This window comes from Maridesulfovibrio ferrireducens (genome assembly GCF_016342405.1).
In the GTDB taxonomy this organism is placed as follows: domain Bacteria; phylum Desulfobacterota; class Desulfovibrionia; order Desulfovibrionales; family Desulfovibrionaceae; genus Maridesulfovibrio; species Maridesulfovibrio ferrireducens_A.
Map to the genome: position 1 here is coordinate 61,824 of NZ_JAEINN010000005.1, position 24,329 is coordinate 86,152.

Here is a 24,329-nt window from a genome sequence, read left to right on the forward strand (position 1 = left end):
TCCGGGGTAGGCCATGTCATTAAAAGGACTTCTTCGACCGGAATTCTGGAAAGCGGATAAAAAATCTGCGGGACCATATAAGAGTTTATTTGATTACCAGCGCATTTGGCGTTTGTGTTTTGTAATTCTTGTTGTGGTCTCTCTGGTTCCGTTGTTCATCTTGGCCTTCATAGATTTTAATGTCACCCGGGTTGCTATTAATTCTGAAAATATGCTCAGGGGGGCGAGGACAACCTCCAATACCCGCCGGGCAGTCGCATACTTTCTGGAGGAGCGGAAATCAGCGTTACAGTTGATTGTACAACTGGACGATTTCCGCTCCTTTCAGCGAAAGGAGCGGCTGGCTGAAATGCTTAAGGCATTAAAGAACAGCTTCGGCGGGTTTATTGATCTGGGTATTATTGATGAAAACGGTAAGCAGCTTGCTTATGTAGGGCCGTATAATCTGGAGGGCAAAGACTACAAAGGACAAGCGTGGTTTAAGCAGGCTACCGATCAGGGAACATACATCAGTGATGTTTTTCTGGGATTTCGTGACAGCCCTCATCTAGTCATTGCCGTAAAACATTATACGGATAATGATCATTACAAAATTTACCGGGCAACTCTGGATACAACCCAGTTCAACGGTATTCTTTCTTCTCTTGATTTATCGGAAGGGGCAGATGCTTTTCTGGTAAATAATGCAGGGATTATGCAGACTCCTTCCAAGTGGAACGGAGATGTTTTTTCAAAAATTTCGTTCTCTTTGCCGGAAAAATCATTCCGCACTAAGGTTGAAGAAATCCAAATTAAAAAAGATTTGTCTGCGATTGTCGGCTATGCGTATATTGAAGGAACTCCTTTCATTCTTATGGTTGTTAAGCCGGAAGCTGAACTCATGGGAGCATGGCAAGGTTCCCGCGATACTCTCACATGGATATCTACTATCAGTGTGGCAGTGATTCTTTTGGTTATGTGGGCTGTTGCCTCTTATATGGTTGAGCGTATGTACATGGCTGACATGACACGTTCAAAGTTGTTGCAGCAGATGGAACATCACAATCGCATGGCTTCAATTGGACGGCTTGCTGCCGGTGTTGCCCATGAAATTAATAATCCTCTTGCCATTATTAATGAGAAAGCAGGGTTATTAAAAGATTTGTTTACCTTCAATAAAGCATACGAGGTTGACGCGCGAGTCCTTGGTCTTGTTGATTCTGTGATAGCTTCAGTTGAACGATGCGGAAGGATTACTAAACGGTTGCTCGGATTTTCAAGGCAGGATGACGTTGAACTCCGGCCCGTTTACCCTAAAAAAATAGTTGAGACCGTGCTTAGTTTTCTCAATAAGGAAGCCGAATATCGCAGTATTAATGTTTCGGTTGATGTCGAGATTGGCATTTATGAAATTGTCACTGATAGAGGAAAACTTGAGCAGGTTCTGTTGAATCTGATAAGCAATGCTTTTCAGGCAATGAAAGATGGTGGGGCTTTGCAGGTAAAAGTTGCTCGTGCCGACAATAATAGAATTAACTTTTCGGTTAAAGATGATGGTTGCGGCATACCTGCAACAGATCTTAAACGGATATTTGAACCTTTCTATTCTACTAAAAAACAAACAGGCGGGACCGGACTGGGGCTTTCTATAACATATGGACTTGTTCAGGATCTCGGTGGGCTGATGGTTGTTGAAAGTGAGCTTGGCATGGGAACTGAATTTCGTTTTTCACTTCCTGTGAATCCTATAGCTAAGGGAGAAAGCTAGAAATGAGAATTTTACTTGTGGATGATGAACTTGAGCTTGTTTCCGCTCTTGCAGAACGCCTTTCGTTTAGAGGTTTTGATGCGGACTGGGTTACTTCCGGCGAAGAAGCTATAGAAAAAGTAACTGAAATTAAATATGACCTTGCAATACTTGATGTGAAAATGCCTCGTATCAGCGGACTTGAACTGCGCAAGGAGCTTGAGCAAATTTGTCCTGATCTTAAGTATATATTCCTTTCCGGGCATGGTTCAGAAGCTGATTATAAAGAAGGGACTTCCGGAGCTGATTCTTATTTGATCAAACCGGTGAAGATTGAAGATCTTGTTGAAAAAATTAACATAGCTTTGGGTATTTAAGATTTTTAGAGGGAGGGTATCATGGGATCATCTGGAAATATTCAAGGTCGGGATGGGCTTTGCTTTTTTGGAAAAGTAAGTGCTACTATTTCCCATGATGTAAAAAATGTTCTGGCTATTATCAATGAAGAAGCAGGACTTTTGCATGATTTATCGCTTATGGCGGCACAAGGAATGGAACTTGAGCCGGAACGTCTTGTCAAATTGGCTGAAAAGATACAGAATCAAATTAAACGCGGTGATTCTATAATAAAAAATATGAACAGGTTCGCTCACAGCGTAGACGTTCCTGAGTGTGAAATAGATTTATCTGAAACAGTCTCTCTGGTAATAGCTCTTTTTACGCGAATGGCAGCAGCAAAGTGTGTTACTGTTACCCTTAAGGAAGGGGAAAAGGTCACAGCGAAATGTGATCCTTTTTCAACTGAAATGCTCATAGCCAGATGTCTTGAAGTGAGCATGGACAGTGCCGGTAAGGATAGTGAAATAACAGTTGAAGTTTTAATGAAAAATAGCGAAAAGGTAATATCTGTACACGGCCTTGAACAGGATGTGGCAGAAAAAGAATTTCAGGCAATAGAAGTCCTCTCAAAGAACGCGAACGCATCTGTTAAGATGAAGACGCAGGATAAAATACTAGAAATTATTTTTTAAGTGTTGAAAGTACAAACTTAACTCTTAATGCAGTTGGAGAAAGCCATGGCTGAAAAAGTACTATTAGTTGATGATGAAAAAGAATTTGTTGAAGGTCTTGCTGAACGCATGGAGCTTCGCGGCATGAATGTAAGTACATGCACAAATCCTCAAGATGCTCTCGAAATGGTAAATAATGATTCATATGATGCTATCATTCTGGATCTGCAAATGCCCGGGGTTGATGGGATTGAAGTTCTTAAACATATCAAAAAAACTAAACCGGAAATGCAGGTGATTCTTCTCAGCGGCCATGCCACTGTAGAAAAAGGAATCGAAGCTATGAAGCTGGGTGCAATGGATTTTGTCGAAAAACCGGCAGATATCAATGTACTTACTGATAAGATCAAAAAAGCTCAGGCTCGCAAAATGATTCTGGTTGAAAAAAAGACTGAAAAAAAAGTGAAGGATATTCTGGAACATAAAGGCTGGTAGTCTTCACTTCCGGTTATTCAAATTAAAAAGTGCGGGAGAAACTTTCTTTAAAAAGTTTCTCCCGCACTTTTTTTATTTTATATATTTTAAAGGTACTTTTTTATTGTTTAGCAAGTTCAAGCATCCGCTGCCCGTAAACTGCCTGCCCTAAGGATATACACGCATCATTTGGCGGTAAAAATCTGTGAACAAGGGGATTTAATCCTCTTTTTTGGAGTTCCAGAGGGAGTTCAACTGCGAGAGTAAGGTTTTGCATTACTCCGCCACTTAATCCTACAGATTTTATTCCTGTTTGTTTTGATATTTTTTCAGCACAATCCGCCAGCCCTGAAATTAATCCTTTGTGAAATTTACGGCTGATTATTCCTGTCGAAACGTTTGCGATATGATCATTAAATGCCTGTCGGAAAAGTTCACCCGTGCAAATTTCGTTTAAGTTGTCTTCATGTTCACTAGAAGAAGTACCGGAGATTTGTTTGACAGGGCAAAAATACTGACCTTGTTCATTATGGTCCTGAATTTTTTCCAGAAGAATTGCGGCTTGTCCTTCGTAGGTAATTGTATCGCAAAGGCCGAGCATTGCAGACACTGCGTCGAAGAGTCTTCCGCAACTACTTGTGACTGGACTGTTAATGTCTTTTTCCAGCATTTGATCGAGCATTTTTGCGCCCGCTTTGAATTTTTCAGGCAGGGGAAGACTATCCACATCAAGCCCAAAATCTAGTGTTGCTCCCCGTGCTATTCTCCAGGGTTCACGCACAGCGGCTTCACCGCCCGGAAGCCTGATATGTGTGAATCTGGCCAGTCTTCGATTAATCAGCTTTTCATTGTCAACGATCAGACATTCACCGCCCCATATGGTCCGGTCATCTCCAAGTCCTGTTCCGTCCAGAGCAAAGCCTATAGCCGGTCCGGTATGTTTATTTTCAGCTAATACAGAATAAATGTGAGCATAATGATGCTGCAAAGATGTGGTCTGAATTCCTTCTGCCTGTCCAATTTCGGAAGCAAGCTCTGTGGTCATGTAATCGGGGTGCAGGTCATGTACAATCAATTCAGGTTTAATCTGTAATATGTTTTGAAGGTGCAAATGGATTTCTTTCCAGAATTGCATGGTTTCAAGATTTTGCATGTCTCCGATATGTTGACTTGAAAATGCCTGATCGCCCTTCGTGATACACAGTGTGTTTTTAAGTTCCGGTCCTGTTCCCATAACGCAGGATGTGCCATGTGCTAAAAAAACGGGTGAGGGCGTGTAGCCTCTGGCTCTGCGCATGAAGACTGTTCTGAAATCTGTTCCGGCAGACGGGGCGTCAATTTTTTCAGCCTGTTCATTGCTGAATTCCGGGACGGATCTAGTTACTGAGTCATCTACACGGATAAGGATATCCCGGTTGTGAAACAGAAAAAAGTCAGCGATTTGCGGCAATCTTTTTAAAGCTTCACGGTTGCCGATGCAGATTGGCGCGGAGCTCATGTTTCCCGAAGTCATTACTAAAGCTGCGGGTGATGCTTTCAGCTTTGAAAAATATTTAATCAAAACTTGATGCAGCGGAGTGTATGGAACCATCAGTCCAATGAAGTCGGTGTCCGGCGCAATTTCCGGTGCAAGCGAGTAGCTTGAACTTTTGGGAGCAAGAACTATCGGGCGTTGCAATCCTTCTAACAATTCATGGTCATTCTCTGAAAGATCAGCAAGTTTACCTGCCTCTGTGATATTTTTGACCATCACCGCCAGTGGTTTGTCCGGACGATGTTTACGTCTTCTAAGAGTTGCGATTGCAATGGGATTTGATGCATCGCAGACGAGATGGAATCCGCCAAGCCCTTTTACCGCGGCAATTTTACCTTCAGCTAAAAGATTTGCCAGTCTGGATATAGCATCCTGTGGACCGGAAATTTCGTTACCTTTGTTATCCGTGAGCCATACTTTGGGGCCGCAATCTTTACACGCATTCGGCTGAGCGTGGAATCTGCGGTCAAGCGGGTTTTTGTACTCTTCTTCGCAGCAATCGCATAGCGGAAAACAGGCCATTGATGTTACAGGGCGATCATAAGGAATTGAGCGGGTGATTGTATAGCGCGGTCCGCAATTTGTGCAGTTAGTGAATGGATATTCATATCTGCGGTCAGAAGGATCGTTCATTTCATTGAAACAATCTGGACATGTCGCCACATCCGGACTGATCAGAACGCAATGTCCTTCTCCGGCAGTACTTGAAAGGATACAAAATTCTTTTTCACCCTCAAGCAGCTCAATATCTTTTTTTTTAAGTGATACTATTTTTGCCAGTCTCGGTAGATCGTCTTTCAGCGCTTTGTCGAAATTTGCGTGGCTAAGAGTATTTCCTTGAATTTCTATGAGCACGCCTTCCGGGCTGTTGCGTACGTTGCCGGACAGTTCACACTTAAGAGCTGTTTTATAGATAAAAGGCCTGAAGCCTACACCTTGAACTTGTCCTGTTATCGTTAGTATTCTGCGAGAAAGACTGTCAGTCATATGCGAAATTCTCTTTGAGTATTGAGTGTTATAGATTGGAGATAAAGTGTTAGCTTATTTTGTTGAAAAGGCTTTTAACTCTACCTTTAACAAGGCGGACAACTTCGAATTCCATGGGGCTCAATATTTCAGGAAGCTGAAAATCGGTCGTGTCGAAATCGTCGGGAGGCTCAATTACATATTTAATATGATCGGGGTCGTAGCCTCGAATTTTTTGATTAGATATTTCTTTCCAGAGCAGTACTTTTTTCGGGCTTAACCCCAGCAACATGTAAATTGCTGTATCAAGAGCATAGGCATTAGGGGAACCTGCAAGCAAGCTCATGGCAAACGGTTTACCGCTTATCGGTCCAGTAACATGCATGGGATAAATGGCGTCCATCAGGTTAAAAGCAACCGGCATTTTTGCGGCAACTTCGAGGACCAGTTTTTCCATAAGTCCCTTTGTTTCGCCGAATCTGGTGTGAGCTAGGGCTTTTCTGAAACCGACAACAGTGCCGAAAAGATTTTTGACAGCTCCGGTAACTAAAAACTGACAGTGAGCTTTAAGTTTAGGGACATTGATAATCATGTCCGTTTCCAGCGCGTCGCGGGAAATTCCGATTGATTTACCGAATGAAAGTTTAAGCGGAACAGGTCGGCCAAGCGTAATGGGTGTAATTCCCAGTTCAGCAAGACCTGACGTCATACCTATGGCTTTAGAGACTTGTGCGGCAGTACCGCAACTGGGAGAGTCTCCTACTGTTACGATGGCTCCACAATTAAGCAGGTAGCGGCATAAGGAAATGGTCACATTTGGATGAGTGCAAGCAAGAGGATTTCGTGCCGAAACTAAATTCGGCTTAACCAGAACTTTTGTGCCCGGATTTATTTTGAATCCGGTTTCCTCAAGAATCAAATCAATTGCAGCGTCCATGAACGTGGATTCATATTCAAGGAGGCGGAAGTAGGCGACTGGTTCTTTGTTCTGATTCATTACTTTTATTTATTTTCTCTTGTGAAGCCACCTACTCTTTAACCTTAACAGTTTTTGGTGCGGGAGCTTTTGTTGGTGCTTCAGGTTTGGCTTTCGGCTTTGCAGGGGCTGTTTTTACAGCTGATTTATTCTTCTCTGCCGGATTAGTTACTTTTTTGTTCGGCTTTTGTGAAGCCTCAGGTGAAGTTCTTTTCTGAGCAACAGCTTTATTCACAGTTTTTTTAGGCGGTTTATCGTTTGTTGCCGGAGCGGCTTTCTTTGAACTCGCAGCAGCAGTTTTTCTGGCCGGTGCTACTTTCTTCTGCCTTTCAACTTGCTTATCGGCTGTAGAGCGTGTTTTTTTTACAGCATTATTTGAATCAGCTACTTTTTTAGCAGATTTCGTTGGCGCAGATTTGGGTTTTCCTTGTTTGGGAGCTTTTTTCGTTTGCGATTCAGCCGCTTTTTTGGGCTCAGCAGGTTTTTTTGCGACTTTTTTCTTTAAATCTGCTTTTTGTTTTGCTGCTGCTCGCTTTTCTCTTTTTTCGATGCCGCTGATTTTTTTTAGGAATGAATGATCTGTTATCGTTCTGAAAAAAAGAAGGTTTGCTAAGTCCCAAAGAGTGGCAATTAGTAAAAGGCTAAAAGTTCCAAGCGCCAGATAGGTGATTCCGGAAGTTTCACTTATTGGCGGCGCACTTCTAAGGTTATATGCTGGAACCAATACTTCTGAACGAATTTTTTTTGTAAGATTTTCCTGCGTAGTCATTTTCTGTGATGCAAGCGAAATTGCTAATTTTTTTAAAATGCGGTCAACAACAAACATGGATTGTGTTGCCGGCATTGAATATTTTTTTTCGAGTTCAATGCTTTTGTTAAAATAAAGCAATCTGATGTCGCTTATAAAAAATTGCAATGTGTATCCTAGATCTCCTTGAACATTGAGAGAACGCCCTTTCGGGGTAACCATCAGTTTGTTTCGGAGCAATATGCGTGTTGCTGCGCGGGTTATTTTAATATCACTGAAGGTAAGATCTGCTATGATATTTTTTCCAAGATTTTTTTTGTTGGCAGCAGTCAGTTCCTCAAAAGGGGGACTTATTCCCTTTCGTAGAGAGTTAAAAGTGGCCTCCATTGCATCAAATCCATTATGCCCATCAACCACCGGAAGGTACATAGCCCCGAGAGTCAATGCGCTCAACAGGAATAAAATAGCCGATAAGATGAGCGTTTTGCCGGAGTATATCATTTGGCTGCTCCTTCTTTTTTAGGCGGTTTTATGGTGCTGATGATGTCTGCTGCCAATGAGTAAAAAAGCCAGCCGCAGAAAATTACCATTCCGATAACCATGATATATAGAGCGCTTTGATCAAGAGTTGTTGTGAGATTATGAGAGATTGATGCCCCGGATTTTCTGAGTTCTCCCGGTAGAGACAGGAGTCTGTTGATAATCACAGAAATTACCAGAAGGGAAACAAGCCCCTTTATCCTGTATGGTTCAATATATCTTATTGCTTTTCCACCTAGATGTATTCCGGTCATAGTTCCGAATATCAGCCCCATTATGCAATAAATATTTATAAATCCTTTAAGGCCGAAAGTTCCAAACGTCAGCACACCGGAAGAGGCTGCTAACCCTAGAAGGTCTGTTCCCGCCACCATTGCGGCAACACATCCGAAGCCTCGGGTTAGGATTGTGAAGCTTAATATTATTCCGCCTGAGCCGGTTAGAGCCATGAAAAAACCACCGAGGGTGGCAAGGATAAGCGCAGGAATTACTGGGATTTTCGAATAAGGCTGTCCATCAGCCAGATCTGCAAGTTGTTTTGCTGCATCTTTAGGATCAGCCTCAGCACCTGTCGGAGCAAGTTCCAGCTCATCTACGTCATCCTTAACTGTTCCAGGGAAGTTTATGTAGGGAGGGAATTTCATGGTTCTGATTGTACGAGCTATTTCCCAAGGCTCTTCATCTGGAAATGAGATCAAAGTAGACTGTTTTATTTCGTTTTTTTCTGAATCCGGTTCTTTCGGTGATAGTTTCGCCGCAAAAACTCCGTCTTCTGTTGCCACCTGCTTAGTATCGGTTTCAGCCGAATTTATTTGCACAGCAGCTTCTTTTTCTTTTTCAGCGTTTTGCTTGCGTAGAAGAGCAAGTGCATATTTATGGGAAGCTTCGCGAAAATCAGGAACGATGATGAATGAATATACAATGAGCCAGAGGATTATCATCGATGAAATAAAGACATCATTTCCGGCGGGGTCAGCAAGAAAGACACTTGAAGACAGTGCGAATCCGGCAAGTCCGCCGATAGTTGTTCCTGCGGTGAGAATCAGAGCAAAAGTGTAGTTGATTCGTTTGTGGAATCCCATCCGCACAGCTTCGATTGTACTGAAAAGGAATAATCTGAATATTTCTGAGCCGACTGCATATATACCGGAAATTCCGGCAGTCATAAGGGCTGGAACAACTATAAATCCTCCTCCGGTACCAATTGAGGAACTCAGCATTCCGGCTACGAGACCGATTGCAGCTGAGATCAAAAATCTAGGTCCGGACCCGTCCGGCAGTATGTAAGGATTATTTGTGTTTCCAATAATATCAGGAGTTTTAAGGACTTCTTCGCAAAGCCCGGAAATAGGGATCAGCAAAGCAAGAAGGATAAAACATAAGATAAGTAGGCGTTTGTCGGAAATGTATTTCATAAGATTCCTGCCTGATCTATTTAATAATTTTGTTAACTATAAGAATAAAATAACTTTTTATCAACTGAATATAAATTTGATCTGTATATTGCTAAAAACTTGCACCGAATGTGCTTAAATAGTAGTTGAATTGCTCCGAAGTATTATAAAAAACAGATTTTTTTATATTTTATAAAGTGGAGTTTTTATGAGCAGTAAGATCGTTTCCATGCGCAATGTTTCCATTGAACTTGAACAGGGGTCAGTACTCCAATCAATTGACTGGAATATCAAACGAGGTGAGCATTGGGCCGTGCTTGGACCTAATGGTGCGGGAAAAACAACCCTGTTCAGAGTTCTTGCCGGGGCTGTTTGGCCTGATGATGACAAATCCCGCGAGTACTATTTCGACGGTAAAAAGACTTACAGTCCTATTGATGCTCAAGAACGTATATATATTGTTTCTCCCGAACAGCAGGATGTTTTTCTTAAAATGGGCTGGGATGTCAGCGGAGAAGAAGCTGTTTTAGCGGGAAAAGATAACACTCCTTTTCTTTATAGACTTGCAGACGAGTGGGAATATGAAGAAGTCAGATCTTTGATGAAAACTCTCGGCATGGAGAGCCTTGCCAAAAGAAGTATTGTTGCAATGTCTCGCGGTGAAGGAAGAAAAATTCTTATTGCCCGTGCGCTCATTGCCCGTGCAGAAGTGATTATTCTTGATGAATTTTTAGAAGGTATAGATCAGAAGTCGCGTGCTCAGTTGATTGAAGCCATTGATGCCGCCGCTGCCGCAGGAATAACAATTGTCTGCTCCGCTCACAGAGACGAAGAACTGCCTACTTGTATAAACAGAACTCTTCACTTAGCTGATGGAAAGATTGATCACTGTGAAGACGGACAGGGCAAAGGGGTTTCCTGTTTTATCGACGGAGCTCAGGAACGTATACCACCAGCCGTTAATCGTATTGAAGCCGGGAAAACACTTTTCAGATTGTGTGATGCAAGTGTGGTCTTTCTCGGTAATACAGTTCTGAAGAACGTCGACTGGGAAATGAACGGTGGACAAAACTGGGCTGTTCTCGGTGATAACGGAGCCGGAAAGTCAACTCTTTTACGTCTTCTTTACGGAGATGCCGCTGCCTATGCAGCTGAGAAACAGATGGAACGACTGCCTGAAAAGGGAGATTCCTTACGTTCTGTTCGCGGGCGGATGGGAATGGTTTCTGCTTCGCTTCAAGCTTCTTTCGGGGAAGCAGTGGGACGACCTATCCGTATACTGGATCTTGTTATTTCCGGTTTTTTTGCTTCAGTGGGACTTTTTGATGAAATAACTGATGAACTTCGTGAAAAAGCTTACGAATGGTTGAAGTTCTTCGGCCTCGAAGATCTGGCAGAACGAACTACAGTGCAGCTTTCATACGGACAATTGCGGAAAGCGTTTATCGCGCGAGCTCTGGTTTCAGAACCGGATGTATTGTTACTCGATGAACCTTTGGCCGGAGTTGATGCCGTTTCCCGTAAAGAAATATACAACTTGCTAGAATCCTTAGCTGCGGCAGGAGTGGCGATGGTTTATGTCACCCATCATAAAGAAGAGTTGATTCCGTCTATTTCACATGTTCTCGAAATTACTGACGGGAAGATTTCTTTCAACGGGGAGAAAGAGGAATATTTGCAAAACAGGTAATTTCGTAAAAATAGAATTTGTTTGTATTTTCAATAAATTAATTATTTGTACAAGTAAAAAGGGAGGAAGCCATAAGTGGTTTCCTCCCTTTCTTCTTAGGTATTTTTTAAATGCTATTTTTTTATCCATCCCCTTCCGGACATACAGCCCTCGTAAGCTCTGTTTTCCCGAGTGTACTCTTTCTGTTCCTGTTCATAGGTTTTAAGGAATCTAAGTTGGTTTCCGGGGGCAGATCCTGTTGCTTTTTTAGCTCTGTCTGTACATTCTTTGCGGTCTTTCGCAAATCTTTCACCCTGATTAACAGAAGGGTCTAAACCGGGGTTTTGATATGAAGTACAGCCTGCGAAAAGTAGTAAAAATATTAATATAAGTGGGCGCATGTCAGTTCCTTATCAGGCTGTTACAAAAAAGCCTTTGTTTTTTAAATTTTCTTTGTTGTAGGGGAAAGGTTTTCCGTCAAGTCCGAGCATTGAGCCTCCGGCTGATTCTACAATGGCCTGTCCTGCGGCGGTATCCCATTCCATAGTGGGGTTGAATCTAGGGTAAATATGTGCCTTTCCTTCAGCAACAAGGCAAAATTTAATTGCGCTTCCTGCTGGAGTCATTTTTGCAACTTTTTTTGTGCTGAGATATGTTTCCAGATCAGGAGAAGGGTGCGACCTGCTGCCTACAACAATCAAGCCTTCATTTTCATTAGCAGGTTTGGTTATAATTCGTTCTGGATCTTTATCGGTTCTGCTCACATAAGCACCGGTTTCTATACTGCCGGTATACAATGTGTCGCTGGTAGGTGCGTAAATAACGCCGAGAACGGGGCGGTTGTTACGCATTAACGCTATGCAGACGCAAAATTCACCGTTATCTTTGATGAATTCTTTTGTTCCGTCCAGCGGGTCAACCAGAAAGAATTCTTTCCATGTTTGCCTTATAGAGAAAGGAATGTCGGTTCCTTCTTCAGATAGAACGGGTATATCAGGATAAAGATTTGAAAGGGCAGCCATAATAACTTCGTTAGAGGCTAAGTCCGCTTGAGTGACGGGCGAGTCATCTTTTTTACTGGTGACTTCGAATCCCTTTTTTTTTACTTTCATTATAGCATCTCCCGCATCACGGGCGATTTGCGAGAGATTTATTATCATGTTTTTCATATAAACAAACATTATCAGCCTTTTTTAAGCATGTCATCCGCTCTTGCTGTGAATCCGCTGTAGGTTTTGACATAAATTTCATAGCGGACTAACTATAAACGATGAAAATTAATGTAACCTGCTTTGGTCACCTTGCCGTATTTCATGTCATCGGACAGTCTCTTGAAATTGAAAAGGGTACTGTTGCTGATGAATTACCCAATATTTTAGGCTTTTCTAAGAAAGATGCGGCCATGTTTTTTGTAGGTGAACGGCGGGTTGATCCTGACTATGTGATTACTAACGGAGATATTATTAAGATATTTCCTCCGATAACAGGCGGGTGAGACATGAGTTTAGAAAAAGATATTTCTGAAAAATTTAAAGGTAAATATACTGAAAAAATCTTTTCACCGGAGCATAGTGTAAAGATAGCTCCTCTTGCTGTTTCTAAATCCATATCAATAGAGCTAGGGCTTGATCAGAATTATGTTGAGTGTGTTGCCTTTAAACAGGGAGCTGTTCCGGAAAGGTACACCCGTAATCTGACAACCTTCAGTCAAAAGGAACAGGAAAAGCTTTTTGCTTCAAAGGTCGCGGTTGTCGGTCTCGGAGGACTTGGCGGTCATTTACTTGAATCTTTAGCCCGGGCCGGAGTGGGGCATATTGTTGCATGTGACGGTGATGTTTTTGAAGCATCAAATTTGAACAGGCAACTTTTAGCTACTGAGAATACTTTGGGACATTCAAAAGCTGATGCCGCTTATGAATTGATAAGAAAAGTTAATCCGGCAGTGTTTTTAGATGTTAAGTCTGAATACCTAGAAGCTGAGCAGTTTGACGGTTTCATAAAAGGTGCGGACGTAGTTGTTGATTGTCTGGGGGGATTGAAACATCGGGGTCAACTTAAAGATGCTGCTGCAAAGCTTGGAATTCCCCTTGTTACCGCAAGTGTTGCCGGTTGGGCAGGAATTGTTTCAACAGTTTATCCGGGTGATCCCTCTCCTTCAGATTTTTTCGGCAACAATAACGGCCTTGAGGAATTGCTTGGAACTCCTGTGTCTGCAATCTCAACTGCGGTAGGCGTTCAGAGTGCTGAAGTTCTTAAAATTCTCAGTGGTAAAGGGGCTGGTCTAACCGGTAAAGCTTTTATGTTTGACCTTGCCGGGTTATATTTTGATGTTGTAACCCTTTAGTTTTGGTAATGTTTCAAATTTACTTTCCTTTTTATCTTTTCTTCTAGATACCTCCTGATCATATTTACATTCTGAATATACTCTTCGTAAACCAATGTTTATTGTCATTCTTTTAGTCTTTTATACTATTTCTTTATTTGGGTAGTAATGGCATTAAATCTGAAATCATAAAATTTAAAAATTAAGTATTTTAAAGTCTTTAATATTAATTATTTGATTTATCGTGTTATTATTTATGTATATTACTTAGGTTTGTATTTTTTTAATTTTTAATTGTCTTTACTCATGCTTGTTGGAGAACTGAATTATATTAATTTTAAATGTAACTGTAAGTAAAATATGAGTTTTACATTAGTGTTTGTATGTAACTTTTTTCTTGTAAATTTTTTAATAATATAAAAATGGTTCAGCATCCGCAAATAGCTGAATCTATTGAAAATTATGCAGAAAAGGGTAGACATAATAGCGTTGTAAATATAGATCATTCTCCAAGTTAGGCACAATGCTGCATAAATATATCTGGAGATAGAATATGAATAAAGACTTTGAAGATGTTGTTACGGAGTTAAATTATATAGCGGCAGCTCTTGATTTTCTCGGAGAAGCCATAGAGTGCTATGAATCGGAAGGCAAAAAGCTAAATAAAGGAGGGGTCTCCTATATAGCCAAGGTCATCGGTCAGCGCTCTTCCAGAGTGGCTGATTTATGTTGGAACATTAAATCAAGTTATAAGAATTTGCCTGTAGCTGACAGTGCTGAATCCTGATATATTAGTTTATTATACTGTAGAATTATTAAAATCTATGGTAAATCCATAGGCAGTTAAAGACTCTTTTTACCTTTTTAGATGTCATAATTGTTTCGGAGGTATGCGGGTGAGCGTTAAAGTTCAAAATGATAAGCGAGAGGATGAATCTCCGATTATATTGGTTGTGGATGATTCCATTACTATGAGAAATTTTCTTACGAGAGTTCTTGAAGATGATTATCAGGTAGTGACCGCTGCTGACGGGCTTGAATGTGTTGATAAATATGTTGATATTCGTCCAAGTGTAATTCTGCTTGATTTACTTATGCCCAAAATGGATGGATTTGATGTAATTGAAAAGATACGTAATTCTCTCGGTGACCCTGAAGTAATTATAATTGTACTGACAGGGCAGGATGAACAGGACATCAAGGCGAAAGCTCTTAATGCCGGTGCAAATGATTATTTGACCAAGCCTTTCCATGTTGTCGAGTTAAAGGCTCGGGTCGGCGTAGCCATTAGGCAGGTCATGCTTACACGTCAATTGCAGTCTGCTAATTCCGATCTGCAAAAAGCCTATGATCTTATTGATGATGAAGTTAGCTTGGTAGCGAGACTTCAGGATAAGCTTTTACCGACTAATGTACCTTTTATTAAAGGGTTAGAGATTAAGAGTTTGTATAGGCCGTCAGGACGAGCCAGTGGTGATTATTTTGATGCGTTTGATCTTGAGGACGGTGTAATCAGAGTTATTATGGCTGATGTTTCAGGGCACGGACCTCAGGCTGCCTTTATTATGGCAATTGTCAGGACTTTGTTTAAAGCTGACGGCTCCGAGACTCGCGATCTGGCTCACAGTCTGTTTCAGATTAATACTCATCTGGTGGACTTGATCGGCAGAGACAGTTATTTTGTTACCCTTTTTGCTGCGGATATTGATTTCAATGCCGGAGTTATGAAATTTCTAAGTGCCGGGCATTGCCCTGCACTTATTATGCAGGATGGCATCATGGGGGAACCTTTAAAGGCCCATGTTCCTCCTTTAGGTTTTTTCCCGGTGGACTGCACTCTTGATGAGCGCCGATTTACCTCTTCACTGGATTTATTTCTTTTCACGGATGGGTGTTATGAATGGCGAATGGGGGATAAATTTTTCAGTCTTGAGCCGTTTATGGATATTGCCGGCAAGTTGATGCACACAGACAGCCTTAATCTTGATGCAATTGAAGACCTCTTGGAAAAAGAAACAGGAGTTCGTCCGGTCTTTGACGATGATGTTACGGCTCTTTCTATACGTTGGAAAAAGGGTGCTAGTGATTAAGTGACTAATTCTTTTTTGATCTAAGACCCCTGAGTATGTCTGTTTTATGAAATAATAAGATCAGGATAAAGGCTATTCCCAAAAGGATAACAGTTGCAGGGGTTGTCCATCCGGGTGAAGTTTTTTCCAGCGTGAGCCATTTATGAATAATTCTTTCCTTTTTTATTTTAGGAATTGAATTTATTCCGGCTACGATAGGTTTAAGCTTATCCATATGTTTTTTGCTTACAGCCGGGCGTATTGATTTTGTGAAAAGGTCATAATAGCAGAAATTATTTTCTGCTCCCAGCTTGTTAAGATTATACATGGCGACTGGAAAATCTGCGATAAATGCTTGAATCCGGTCTTTGGTTGCTGCATGAGTCATAAATGACGAGTGATACGTATGGGAAATTATCCTCCATAAATTTCTTTGAAAAACCTTCTTTTATTACCCCGCAGTTCAAGTTATCAAGATTGTCGATTTTGAAGTCGGTAAGTTTTTTTGAGACGAATAATCCTCCGCTAAAATTAAAGAATTTATCGCTGAAGTGCAGCTTTTCTGCCCGTTCTTTTGTGTAGAAGAGCCCTCCATGTACATCAGTATCTCCATTTGTCACTGAAGTGAGAGCTTGATTCCAGTTGCTAAGTTTAAAAACAACATCAATTCCAGTTTCTTCAGACCATAGTTTCCATATATCTATGATTATTCCTTGAGGGTTTCCTTTTTCATCGAGAAAAGAAAGTGGAGGCATTGAGGCAGAATGGGAGATTGTAAGCTGGGCTGCTGAGGCGAGCAGAGCGTTTTGCGGTATAAAAAATAGTGTAGCAATTATGAGAAATGTTATTTTAGAATGAATATTCACAGCTCTCAACCTCTGTTTAAGGTAGAATAGTCGTTAATCGCAAAGAATAAAAAAAAGACATCCCAATGTAGTCTTAATTTAAAAGTTATGATCAGTTAAATTTCCGTATAAAGCTATTATTATTCTTATATATAAGGTTCGGGGGATAAACAAGCTTTTCAGGTGAAAATATATAATATATTATAAGTGAATAGTAGGACTGTAGTGTCTTTTTTGAGATTAAGGCGGAAAGGGTAAAATTAAGCGAGGCAGAGTGAAAATCGTAAGTGAAGAGTTTAGTTCTATTTATTTAGCCTGACCGGCAGCATTCAAAGTAAGAAGAGCATTAAAGCTTTCTTCAAGAGTTTGTTTCTCGCTAACCAACTGCTGTAAAAACAGGTTTATAGCCGGAACCATTTTAATGGCTGTATCAATTTCTGGATTTGCTCCGGTTTGATAGGCTCCGATATTAACCATGTCTTCAACTTTGTTGAAGGTCGCAAGTTGTCTGAGAACTTGCCTACCGGCAGTAATCACGTCGTTTTGAGTAATATCGCCTCTTACTCGACTTACACTCTTTAATACATCGATGCATGGATAGTGGCCCTGATCGGCCAGTTCACGAGTGAGAACTATGTGTCCGTCAAGAATTGAGCGGGTTGCATCTGCGATAGGTTCCGTGAAATCGTCTCCGTCGACAAGAACAGTATAAATACCTGTTATGGAGCCAAGCTGGCTTTTACCTGCTCTTTCAAGAAGTTTTGGGAGCTGTGCAAAAACTGAAGGAGTGTATCCTCCGCGGGTAGGCGGTTCGCCTGCGGCAAGTCCCACTTCACGTCCAGCCATTGCGAAACGTGTTACAGAATCCATCATCAGGATGACATCATTTTGTTTATCCCGGAAATATTCAGCTATAGCGGTGGCAGTGTAGGCCGCTCTCATGCGTAACAGGGGACTTTTGTCAGATGTAGCGATAACAAGGACTGAGCGGGCCATGCCTTCAGGGCCTAGGTCCCGTTCCATGAATTCCACAACTTCTCGACCACGTTCGCCGACAAGAGCTATGACATTGATGTCTGCCACAGTGTATCTTGCGATCATGCCGAGCAGTGTCGATTTTCCGACACCTGAACCTGCCATGATGCCGACTCGTTGACCTTTTCCGAGTGTCAGCAAGCTGTTTATAGCTTTGACACCGACATCAAGAGGTTCATTGATGCGCGGTCGTTCAAGGGGATTAGGTGGATCACGGTGAAGAGGATTAAAGCTTTCGGGGATAATAGGTCCTTTCCCGTCAATCGGCTGTCCGAATGCGTCAACGGCTCTTCCCAGCAGATTCATCCCGACAGGAATGTGAGGCGGAGCACTTGCGCTTTTGATGAGACATCCCGGGCCGATTCCATGAAGTTCTCCGTAGGGCATGAACAAACAAGCTCCGTCACGAAACCCTACAACTTCAGCAGGAATTGGTTCTACAGAATCTTCTCCAGGCATAAGGTGGCACACTGAACCAAGAGGAGCCTTGATTCCTTTACCTTCTGCAATTAGACCGACAATCTTGGTTATTTTGCCGTAAGTGCGGCAAGGGTCAATGGATGAGAGCAGCTCGGTGCAACCTTTCATGTCAGCCATTGTTCTCTCCGGCTGTTGCGGCAAGTTGTTCCAGTATTTCCTGTACGCCATCCCAGCGGGAAGTGATCGTGTTATCGATCATGGCATCTTCGGCTTCAAGGATAACTCCGCCGTTGTCAATTGCAGGGTCTGCTTTGGTCCGCCACTTAGCAAGGCCTGGGTAATCAGCCTGAGCCTGCTCCAGAAGCTGAGCTATAAGTTGCTGATCCGCAGGTGAAACTTTTACCGTGAGCATGGTTTGCGAATCAATATGAGATAGAGCTTCATCCAGAAGCGAGGCGAGAATTTCCTGCCTGCGTTCTTCCATTTCCACTCCTAGTGTTTTTTCTATAACCATCATAACCAGAGAGATTACATCAGCGGATTGAGTTGCAATTACAGCCTGTGACTGCTCTTGAATTGCGGCCAAAGTCTGCCCTAGTTTCTGGCTGAAACCGATCATGTGTTTTTCAGCTTCCGTTGCAGCCTGAGTTTTTCCTTCGGCATATCCTTCAATCTTGGCATCGGCTTTAAGTTGTTCAGCTTCAGCCATGGCTTTAGTTATGAGACCTTTAGCCATGTCCTGAGCTTTTGCTTTAACCCTTTCAAAATATTCCAGATCGGTGTCTTTATCCCACGTAGGCTTCTTTTTACCTTCCATATCCTGAATAGTCATTTCCTGGGCATTGTTATTCGAATCAAGGCCCATGATGACTCTACCGGTGTAGAATTTATTTTCAGCTTCGGTGTTAGACAAAGACATCTCCGGATCCTCTGCTTATCATTATGCGTCCTTCGTCTTCTAAACGACGGATGCTTTTGACGATATTCTGTTGTGCTGATTCTACATCTGAGAGCTTTACCGGCCCCATGATTTCGAGATCTTCACGGATCATGTTGGAAGCACGTTCAGACATATTCTTGAAGATAAGTTCCTGAAGATCATCAGAAGCACCTTTGAGTGCTGTGGTGAGTTCTTCGTTGGAAACTTCCTTGAGAAGTTCGCGGATTGCTCTGTCGTCGAGTCCCTTGATGTCTTCGAAAACGAACATAAGGTTTCGAATTTCTTCTGCCATCTGTGTGGATTCTTCTTCGATTTCCGAAAGAACTTCTTCTTCTGTTGCACGGTCTACGGCGTTGAGAATTTCTGCTACAGCAGGGATTCCTCCCACCTTTTTACCTTCTTTACCACCCATGGCTATGAGCTGACTTTGAAGAACTCTATCAACTTCCATGAGCATTTCTTCTGCAACGGCTTCAAGTTTAGCAAGTCTCATGAGGACTTCGGCTCTGACACCTCCCGGCAGACTGGAAACTAAATCCGCTGCTTTTTCGGGGTGTAGATGTCCAATAATTAAAGCTAGTGTCTGAGGATGTTCATTCCTGAGAATCTGAGCAAGAATTTTCGGACTTACATTTTGTAATTCCTGGAATGGAGCTGGACCGCTTTCGAGGTCGAGCTTATCCAGAATGTATTTAGCGGTTTCTTCATCAAGAGATTTGCTGAGAAGTCTTCTGACCTGATCAGCTCCACCCATAAGAAGTTCTGCGCCGTAAGCCAGAGTTTCATTGAACTCTTTTAGTACTTCAAGGACTTGTTCCTTGGGGACTGAGTCCATATCAAGCATAGCTCTTGAAACTTCGGCTATTTCCATGCGGTTCATGCGCTTGAATGACTCAGCCGTAAACTTATCCCCGAGGGCAAGAAGTACTATGGCTGTTTTTTGATTCCCAGTGAATGGGGTCGACAATTTATGCTGCCTCCTGCTTCAACCAGGTCTTCAGAACCTGCACCGCCTGATCCATATTCTTTTCTGAAAGTTGCAGAGCCTGAGCCTTGGCGTTCTCCAGCTTACGTGCCGTATCTAGAGCCTCTTCGTCAAGGTCACTTTCATCAAGAGACAGTCTTTCTACACCTTCAGGAAGTCCTGCCATCTCATCAATGTCTTCTTCAGCGATGCGCGGTTTGATGAGAGCCATTACTACCGGGCGTACTACAAGGATCAGGAAGAGGAAGATGAGAAGCCCGTTAAGGAAAGGCTTTCCGAGTCTTTGAGCGTATTCAAGCATGGTGCGCATGAGTCCTTCGTCGCCGAAAGCATCCTGCATACCGAAGGTCATATTCGACACTTCAAGAGCATCTCCGCGGGTGGAATCGTAACCAACCGCCGAGCGAACTAATTCTCTGATGCGTTCCATTTCTTCTTCGGAACGCGGGATATATGTCATTTCACCTGTCTCAGCATTTTTCTCGTATGTGCCGTCGACTACGACTGCAACACTCAATCTTTTGAGTTCACCGACCGGGACAATTATCTGCTGTTCTTCTTTATTTATTTCATAGTTGGTTGTTTTGGTCTCACGGTTTGATTCCTGAGTTGTGGCTGTTCCAGTGAAACCGTCACCTCTGAAATTTGCTTCCGGGACTCCGCCGTCAACGTTGGCAGTACCCTTAGTGGTTTCTCCGCTTGACTGTTCACTGCGGGCAACCTGACTGTCAGGGTCAAATGCTTCTGTCTTGATAGTACGCTGTCTGAAATCGAGTTCTGCGTTAACTTTGGCGATAACTTTTTCTGTACCGACTATCGGCATAAGCAACCGCTGAATGCGTTGCTCTATTTTACTTTCCATTTCAGCTTTATACTGAAGCTGGCTGGAACTGACATTTAAGCCCAGTCCGCCGTCTTCTTCAGGCTGATACAGAACTTGCCCACGCATATCCGTAATAGTGACATGTTGGCCCTTGAGCCCTTCAACAGACATGACAACCAGATTAAGGACACCCTTGATCTGCTTTTCAGAAAGCTTTTCGCCATCCTTGAGCTTCAAGACAACTGAAGCTGATGGTTCAGCCTGTTCTTCAATAAATAGAGATTTAGCGGGAAGTACAAGATGAACTCTGGCTCTTTCTACCTGAGGAAATTCGCTGATTGTTCTTGCAAGTTCACCTTGAAGAGCGCGCTGATAGTTGATGCGCTGGATGAAGTCAGTTTGACCGATCTGCACTTCATCGAAAATTTCATAACCGATTCCCTGTCCGTGCATGGCTCCTTCACCTGCAATCTTGAGGCGCAGGTCATACACTCTGTCTGCAGGAACCAGAATTGTGGCACCGTTGTCCTCAATTTTGTAAGGTTCTTTAGTAGACTGCAAAATGCCTACAACGCGGGAAGCATCTTCAGTATAGAGTTTGGTGTAAAGGACTTTATAGTCTGTCTGGTTGAGCCAGAAGACCATAAGAAGGAAAGCAATTACAACAGAGGCAGCCAAACCTCCGATGAGAATCCGTTGGGATACTGTACGGTCGGACCAAAAATTTGTAAATTTAGCTAAGTACTCATTGAGGAAGTTGGGCATAATCAAACTCCTGACGATTTTTCTGAGAGAAAAGCAATAAGTGGTCCGACTTTATTAATCGTATATATTATAGTAAGTTATAAATTGCTTTTAGGCATATGCAGGAGGCCCTGCCAAAATAATGTCTAGAAAGGCATTTTGAGGACTTCCTGATAAGCCGTCATCACTTTGCTGCGGACAGTGCTGGTCATACTCATAGCCAATCCGGCTTTCTGGAGTGATATCATCAGTTCGTGAACATTCTGATTTTTTCCTGAAGCAAAATCTTCGATCATAGATTTCTTTTGAGTCTGCAGGTCATTAACAGAAGTCAAAGAGGTTTTAAGCGTTTCGGTGAAGGAGTTTTCTTCAGGTTTGCCAAGCTTCATGACCGAGTCGAACTTTTTATCAAATTTGTTCTGGGTCTGAAGTGCGTTGGAGTAAGCTTGCATTGCTACGTTTTTAATGGACATTTTCTCTCTCCTTGATTTCCGAAATTCTATCTGCTGCGTTCTGTCTTTGACGGCTGTTAAGGTTTATCAGCCCTGACCAATTCTAAGAGCGCGGTTGAACATTTTTTTGGCAGCGTCTACGGACTGTGCGTTAGCTTCGTACGATCTGCTGACTGTGATCATGTTAACCATTTCTTCCACCACGTTGATGTCAGGGTATCTGACTATGCCCTTGGCATCGGCATCCGGGTGGTTAGGTTCAAATACTTCTTTAAATGGGCGGGTGTCGGAGACGATACCTCTGACTGTTACGCCGCGTAGCTGCTGATTCATTTCACTGTTCATTGCTGTGTCAAAAGGAGAGAGCAGGGGAGTGGATTCCATGGCAACACTTTTACGGCGGTAAGGTCCGCCATCTGCGGTGCGCGTTGTTCTGGAGTTCGCCATATTCATTGATACGACGTTAAGATACTCTCTCTGCGCCTTGAGCCCGGAGGCTCCCAATTCAAGTGCTGTCATGAAGTTCATTATCTAGCTCCGTCCTGAATGATTTTTTGCATTCCCTGAAAACTTTTACTGACTATCTGAGTCAAGGCATTGTAGGCTAAAGTATTTTTGGCCATGGTTACCATTTCTTTATCAATGTCTACGGGATTTTCACCGTGGATAACTCTGGGTTCAAAATTTGAAAGAGTTCTGCCGCTGAATTTGTTCGCATCAAAAGTGGCAGGAATATGCATTTTACTGGTTTTGGTCATTTTGCCTCTGGCGTCTTTACCGATAGCTTTTTGGAGGCTGTCTTCAAATTCCAGTGTCTTCGCTTTGTAACCAGGGGTGTTAACGTTTGCGAGGTTGGATGCGACAAGATTTTGACGCTGGAGTCTTAAGTCCAAAACCTTACCTGTCAAAGCTACGTTACCTTCGAAAAGTCCTTTCATTTCTCAATCCTCCTGCAAAAATTTCCTGTTCTTCCATGATGCGGAAGCCACTTGGGGTAGTAAGTGATTATTGAATAGCAAGACTTGTTCCAAGTTTGTAAGAGTCTGTTGTTTAAGCTTATTTTGTGAAAAGAAGCGTTGCTGTAATAGATGTGCGTCGTAAAACGGGCGGTCTTTAAAAACCTATATATAATGAAGGAGGTGGTAGTTTTTGTCTTGGCATAGCAGTTGCATTATTTTTAGCAGGCCAATAATGGTCGAAAAAAATGCCACCTATTTATTAAAGGCGGTAAATATTTTCGGAGGGGATTATGAGTCATTTAGATTATGAAATTAACAAGGAACTCGGTGAGTGTTATCTGTTTATGGGTGAACTGGATAAAGCTGAAGATTACTACAAGAAGGCTGCCGGATCTAACGGTGTGCATCCCGATCCTTATATCGGGCTTGCTACCATCGCGATTCAACGCGGTGAGTATGATTCTGCCATGGCTCTTTACAAGAAGGCACATTCTGTAGAAGTTACTGATAAGAGCTTCGCAGGAATGGGACTCATTCTGATGGAAACCGCCAAAAAGAATGAAGCCTTTGAAAGTTTTTCCGATGCCTTGAAGATTAATCCGAGCAACATGGTTGCACTTTTCGGTATAATCAGAATCGGACACGAAGCTGAAATTGTTGATCAGGCAGTTCCATTTTTGGAAAATTTCCTAGCCATTGAACCTGAAAAGCACGAAGTCCGTTATTCTTTAGCCGGTTGTTTCATTTGCATGGACAAGAAAGCTGAAGCTGTAGAACAACTCGAAATGATCCTTGAAATGGATCCCGCAAATGCTGCGGCAAAGGAACTGCTCGAGCAGATTTAAGCTCCGCGGAACCTTTATATAAAGTCGACTCCCCTCCAGGTTGGTCCCGTCCTTTAATTAATGTTAATTAAAGGACGGGGGCCGATACTGGCAAAATGTAAGAGCGGGAGCTTGCCTTTGGCGGATAATTCCGGCACAACTCCACAAAAACAATAGTGGGAGAAGTGTTATGGATATGTTGCCTATAAAGCGCGGTGTTCTCAGTGTTACTGATAAATCCGGACTCGCTGCATTTGCGTCTGATTTGGCTGGTTTCGGTGTAGAACTTATAAGCACCGGTGGAACCAGAAAAGCTCTTAAAGATGCAGGTCTTACTGTTAAGTCAGTAAGCGACGTTACCGGTTTCCCTGAAATAATGGGCGGACGTGTCAAAACTTTGCACCCTAATGTGCATGGTGGAGTGCTCGCGGATAAGGATAACCCTGAACACATGTCGACTCTTGATGAACATGGAATCAAGACGATCGATATGGTTTGTGTAAACTTGTATAATTTTGCCAAGGCTGTCAGCGAAGGGCAGGATCTCAGGAGCGCTGTTGAGCAAATCGACATCGGTGGTCCTACTATGCTTCGTGCTGCCGCAAAGAATTTTCATTCCGTTCTGGTTGTCCCCAGTCCTGTACATTATCCCCGTATTCTGAAAGAAATGAAGAATAATGACGGCAAGATCTCTCTAGCACTTAGAAAAGAACTTGCCGCAGAAACTTTTGCGCTTGTTTCAGAGTACGATTCCATGATAGCCAAGTATTTGGCAGAACACGACGCGTAAATATTTAAGCGGGACGACAGATTTCTGACGTTCCGCTTTCACTGTTCAAATATCCTGCGGGATAAAGGAAGATGCAGCCATCG

Annotated in this window: 26 protein-coding genes; 11 read left to right on the top strand and 15 right to left on the bottom strand. The window is 42.6% G+C overall.

The features are described from left to right. Positions 1-13: 13 nt before the first annotated feature. Genes JEY82_RS06955 through JEY82_RS06970 form a run of 4 tightly spaced genes read left to right on the top strand, consistent with a single transcriptional unit; the run spans position 14 to position 3,231 of the window. Positions 14-1,747: a PAS domain-containing sensor histidine kinase gene (locus JEY82_RS06955; RefSeq protein ID WP_304084196.1), complete on the top strand. Its 1,734-nt coding sequence runs from the start codon at positions 14-16 to the stop codon at positions 1,745-1,747. Positions 1,748-1,749: 2 nt separating this feature from the next. After that, the gene (locus JEY82_RS06960; protein WP_092159703.1) at positions 1,750-2,103 is read left to right on the top strand and encodes a response regulator; all 354 of its coding nucleotides are present in this window, start codon (positions 1,750-1,752) and stop codon (positions 2,101-2,103) included. Between the two features lie 21 nt (positions 2,104-2,124). Continuing rightward, the gene (locus tag JEY82_RS06965) at positions 2,125-2,757 is read left to right on the top strand and encodes a sensor histidine kinase (protein WP_304084200.1); all 633 of its coding nucleotides are present in this window, start codon (positions 2,125-2,127) and stop codon (positions 2,755-2,757) included. A gap of 45 nt (positions 2,758-2,802) precedes the next feature. Next, positions 2,803-3,231, top strand: coding sequence for a response regulator (locus tag JEY82_RS06970; protein WP_304084203.1), 429 nt, complete (start codon positions 2,803-2,805; stop codon positions 3,229-3,231). 100 nt (positions 3,232-3,331) lie between these two features. Here the strand turns inward: JEY82_RS06970 and hypF are convergent, their stop codons facing one another. From hypF to JEY82_RS06990, 4 genes are all read right to left on the bottom strand, one after another. Continuing rightward, on the bottom strand, positions 3,332-5,731 hold the full coding sequence (gene hypF, locus JEY82_RS06975) for a carbamoyltransferase HypF (protein WP_304084206.1): 2,400 nt from the start codon (positions 5,729-5,731) through the stop codon (positions 3,332-3,334). Between the two features lie 49 nt (positions 5,732-5,780). Beyond that, the gene (locus JEY82_RS06980) at positions 5,781-6,707 is read right to left on the bottom strand and encodes a DUF362 domain-containing protein (RefSeq protein WP_304084208.1); all 927 of its coding nucleotides are present in this window, start codon (positions 6,705-6,707) and stop codon (positions 5,781-5,783) included. 31 nt (positions 6,708-6,738) lie between these two features. Beyond that, positions 6,739-7,512: a hypothetical protein gene (locus JEY82_RS06985; protein WP_304084211.1), complete on the bottom strand. Its 774-nt coding sequence runs from the start codon at positions 7,510-7,512 to the stop codon at positions 6,739-6,741. A gap of 419 nt (positions 7,513-7,931) precedes the next feature. After that, entirely contained in the window at positions 7,932-9,389 is a 1,458-nt protein-coding gene (locus JEY82_RS06990) for a TSUP family transporter (protein WP_304084214.1), read from the bottom strand. Positions 9,390-9,576: 187 nt separating this feature from the next. On the opposite strand from JEY82_RS06990, the gene JEY82_RS06995 reads away from it, so the two are divergent. Then, positions 9,577-11,058 (top strand): ATP-binding cassette domain-containing protein, encoded by a 1,482-nt coding sequence (locus JEY82_RS06995; RefSeq protein WP_304084217.1) that lies wholly within the window; start codon positions 9,577-9,579, stop codon positions 11,056-11,058. A gap of 113 nt (positions 11,059-11,171) precedes the next feature. Here JEY82_RS06995 and JEY82_RS07000 read toward each other — a convergent pair whose 3' ends face one another. Both JEY82_RS07000 and cysQ read right to left on the bottom strand, forming a co-directional pair. Then, positions 11,172-11,438, bottom strand: coding sequence for a hypothetical protein (locus tag JEY82_RS07000; protein WP_304084220.1), 267 nt, complete (start codon positions 11,436-11,438; stop codon positions 11,172-11,174). 12 nt (positions 11,439-11,450) lie between these two features. Continuing rightward, complete coding sequence (gene cysQ, locus JEY82_RS07005) at positions 11,451-12,218, bottom strand: 3'(2'),5'-bisphosphate nucleotidase CysQ (protein WP_369681152.1); 768 nt, start codon at positions 12,216-12,218, stop codon at positions 11,451-11,453. An 89-nt stretch (positions 12,219-12,307) separates the two neighbouring features. Between cysQ and JEY82_RS07010 the strand changes: the two genes are divergently transcribed. The 4 genes from JEY82_RS07010 (at position 12,308) to JEY82_RS07025 (ending at position 15,450) form a co-directional block, all read left to right on the top strand. Further along, positions 12,308-12,532 (top strand): MoaD/ThiS family protein, encoded by a 225-nt coding sequence (locus JEY82_RS07010; protein WP_304084226.1) that lies wholly within the window; start codon positions 12,308-12,310, stop codon positions 12,530-12,532. A 3-nt stretch (positions 12,533-12,535) separates the two neighbouring features. Further along, positions 12,536-13,381, top strand: coding sequence for a HesA/MoeB/ThiF family protein (locus JEY82_RS07015; RefSeq protein ID WP_304084228.1), 846 nt, complete (start codon positions 12,536-12,538; stop codon positions 13,379-13,381). A gap of 532 nt (positions 13,382-13,913) precedes the next feature. After that, positions 13,914-14,147 (top strand): hypothetical protein, encoded by a 234-nt coding sequence (locus tag JEY82_RS07020; protein WP_304084231.1) that lies wholly within the window; start codon positions 13,914-13,916, stop codon positions 14,145-14,147. Between the two features lie 109 nt (positions 14,148-14,256). Beyond that, positions 14,257-15,450 (top strand): PP2C family protein-serine/threonine phosphatase, encoded by a 1,194-nt coding sequence (locus JEY82_RS07025; RefSeq protein ID WP_304084233.1) that lies wholly within the window; start codon positions 14,257-14,259, stop codon positions 15,448-15,450. Between the two features lie 4 nt (positions 15,451-15,454). On the opposite strand, the gene JEY82_RS07030 is transcribed toward JEY82_RS07025, so the two are convergent. The 9 genes from JEY82_RS07030 to flgB form a co-directional block, all read right to left on the bottom strand. Further along, positions 15,455-15,757, bottom strand: coding sequence for a hypothetical protein (locus JEY82_RS07030; protein ID WP_304084236.1), 303 nt, complete (start codon positions 15,755-15,757; stop codon positions 15,455-15,457). Continuing rightward, a complete protein-coding gene (locus tag JEY82_RS07035; protein WP_304084238.1) occupies positions 15,750-16,295 on the bottom strand; it encodes a transporter substrate-binding domain-containing protein in 546 nt (181 codons plus the stop codon). Before JEY82_RS07035 ends, JEY82_RS07030 begins: the two co-directional genes overlap by 8 nt. 285 nt (positions 16,296-16,580) lie before the next feature. Further along, entirely contained in the window at positions 16,581-17,906 is a 1,326-nt protein-coding gene (locus JEY82_RS07040; RefSeq protein WP_304084241.1) for a FliI/YscN family ATPase, read from the bottom strand. Then, positions 17,899-18,648, bottom strand: coding sequence for a FliH/SctL family protein (locus JEY82_RS07045; RefSeq protein WP_304084244.1), 750 nt, complete (start codon positions 18,646-18,648; stop codon positions 17,899-17,901). The genes JEY82_RS07040 and JEY82_RS07045 overlap by 8 nt, the downstream gene beginning before the upstream one ends. After that, positions 18,635-19,636 (bottom strand): flagellar motor switch protein FliG, encoded by a 1,002-nt coding sequence (gene fliG / locus JEY82_RS07050; protein ID WP_304084246.1) that lies wholly within the window; start codon positions 19,634-19,636, stop codon positions 18,635-18,637. Before fliG ends, JEY82_RS07045 begins: the two co-directional genes overlap by 14 nt. A gap of 1 nt (position 19,637) precedes the next feature. After that, entirely contained in the window at positions 19,638-21,242 is a 1,605-nt protein-coding gene (gene fliF / locus JEY82_RS07055; RefSeq protein ID WP_304084249.1) for a flagellar basal-body MS-ring/collar protein FliF, read from the bottom strand. A 125-nt stretch (positions 21,243-21,367) separates the two neighbouring features. Next, positions 21,368-21,694, bottom strand: coding sequence for a flagellar hook-basal body complex protein FliE (fliE, locus tag JEY82_RS07060; protein ID WP_092159648.1), 327 nt, complete (start codon positions 21,692-21,694; stop codon positions 21,368-21,370). A gap of 66 nt (positions 21,695-21,760) precedes the next feature. Then, positions 21,761-22,201 carry a flagellar basal body rod protein FlgC gene (flgC, locus tag JEY82_RS07065; protein WP_304084254.1) on the bottom strand — a complete coding sequence of 147 codons (441 nt, stop codon included), beginning with the start codon at positions 22,199-22,201 and terminating at the stop codon, positions 21,761-21,763. Then, entirely contained in the window at positions 22,201-22,611 is a 411-nt protein-coding gene (flgB, locus tag JEY82_RS07070; protein ID WP_304084257.1) for a flagellar basal body rod protein FlgB, read from the bottom strand. The genes flgC and flgB overlap by 1 nt, the downstream gene beginning before the upstream one ends. A gap of 311 nt (positions 22,612-22,922) precedes the next feature. On the opposite strand from flgB, the gene JEY82_RS07075 reads away from it, so the two are divergent. Together JEY82_RS07075 and JEY82_RS07080 are read left to right on the top strand one after the other, a co-directional pair. After that, positions 22,923-23,477, top strand: coding sequence for a lipopolysaccharide assembly protein LapB (locus tag JEY82_RS07075; RefSeq protein WP_304084259.1), 555 nt, complete (start codon positions 22,923-22,925; stop codon positions 23,475-23,477). Between the two features lie 169 nt (positions 23,478-23,646). Next, entirely contained in the window at positions 23,647-24,246 is a 600-nt protein-coding gene (locus JEY82_RS07080) for an IMP cyclohydrolase (RefSeq protein WP_304084261.1), read from the top strand. Positions 24,247-24,329: the final 83 nt, after the last annotated feature.

Coding starts and splice junctions, on each gene's coding strand:
- JEY82_RS06955 (WP_304084196.1), top strand. CDS start 14: ATGTCATTAAAAGGACTTCTTCGACCGGAATTCTGGAAAGCGGATAAA.
- JEY82_RS06960 (WP_092159703.1), top strand. CDS start 1,750: ATGAGAATTTTACTTGTGGATGATGAACTTGAGCTTGTTTCCGCTCTT.
- JEY82_RS06965 (WP_304084200.1), top strand. CDS start 2,125: ATGGGATCATCTGGAAATATTCAAGGTCGGGATGGGCTTTGCTTTTTT.
- JEY82_RS06970 (WP_304084203.1), top strand. CDS start 2,803: ATGGCTGAAAAAGTACTATTAGTTGATGATGAAAAAGAATTTGTTGAA.
- hypF (WP_304084206.1), bottom strand. CDS start 5,731: ATGACTGACAGTCTTTCTCGCAGAATACTAACGATAACAGGACAAGTT.
- JEY82_RS06980 (WP_304084208.1), bottom strand. CDS start 6,707: ATGAATCAGAACAAAGAACCAGTCGCCTACTTCCGCCTCCTTGAATAT.
- JEY82_RS06985 (WP_304084211.1), bottom strand. CDS start 7,512: ATGTTTGTTGTTGACCGCATTTTAAAAAAATTAGCAATTTCGCTTGCA.
- JEY82_RS06990 (WP_304084214.1), bottom strand. CDS start 9,389: ATGAAATACATTTCCGACAAACGCCTACTTATCTTATGTTTTATCCTT.
- JEY82_RS06995 (WP_304084217.1), top strand. CDS start 9,577: ATGAGCAGTAAGATCGTTTCCATGCGCAATGTTTCCATTGAACTTGAA.
- JEY82_RS07000 (WP_304084220.1), bottom strand. CDS start 11,438: ATGCGCCCACTTATATTAATATTTTTACTACTTTTCGCAGGCTGTACT.
- cysQ (WP_369681152.1), bottom strand. CDS start 12,218: ATGTTTGTTTATATGAAAAACATGATAATAAATCTCTCGCAAATCGCC.
- JEY82_RS07010 (WP_304084226.1), top strand. CDS start 12,308: ATGAAAATTAATGTAACCTGCTTTGGTCACCTTGCCGTATTTCATGTC.
- JEY82_RS07015 (WP_304084228.1), top strand. CDS start 12,536: ATGAGTTTAGAAAAAGATATTTCTGAAAAATTTAAAGGTAAATATACT.
- JEY82_RS07020 (WP_304084231.1), top strand. CDS start 13,914: ATGAATAAAGACTTTGAAGATGTTGTTACGGAGTTAAATTATATAGCG.
- JEY82_RS07030 (WP_304084236.1), bottom strand. CDS start 15,757: ATGTATAATCTTAACAAGCTGGGAGCAGAAAATAATTTCTGCTATTAT.
- JEY82_RS07040 (WP_304084241.1), bottom strand. CDS start 17,906: ATGGCTGACATGAAAGGTTGCACCGAGCTGCTCTCATCCATTGACCCT.
- JEY82_RS07045 (WP_304084244.1), bottom strand. CDS start 18,648: ATGTCTTTGTCTAACACCGAAGCTGAAAATAAATTCTACACCGGTAGA.
- fliF (WP_304084249.1), bottom strand. CDS start 21,242: ATGCCCAACTTCCTCAATGAGTACTTAGCTAAATTTACAAATTTTTGG.
- fliE (WP_092159648.1), bottom strand. CDS start 21,694: ATGTCCATTAAAAACGTAGCAATGCAAGCTTACTCCAACGCACTTCAG.
- flgC (WP_304084254.1), bottom strand. CDS start 22,201: ATGAACTTCATGACAGCACTTGAATTGGGAGCCTCCGGGCTCAAGGCG.
- flgB (WP_304084257.1), bottom strand. CDS start 22,611: ATGAAAGGACTTTTCGAAGGTAACGTAGCTTTGACAGGTAAGGTTTTG.
- JEY82_RS07075 (WP_304084259.1), top strand. CDS start 22,923: ATGAGTCATTTAGATTATGAAATTAACAAGGAACTCGGTGAGTGTTAT.
- JEY82_RS07080 (WP_304084261.1), top strand. CDS start 23,647: ATGGATATGTTGCCTATAAAGCGCGGTGTTCTCAGTGTTACTGATAAA.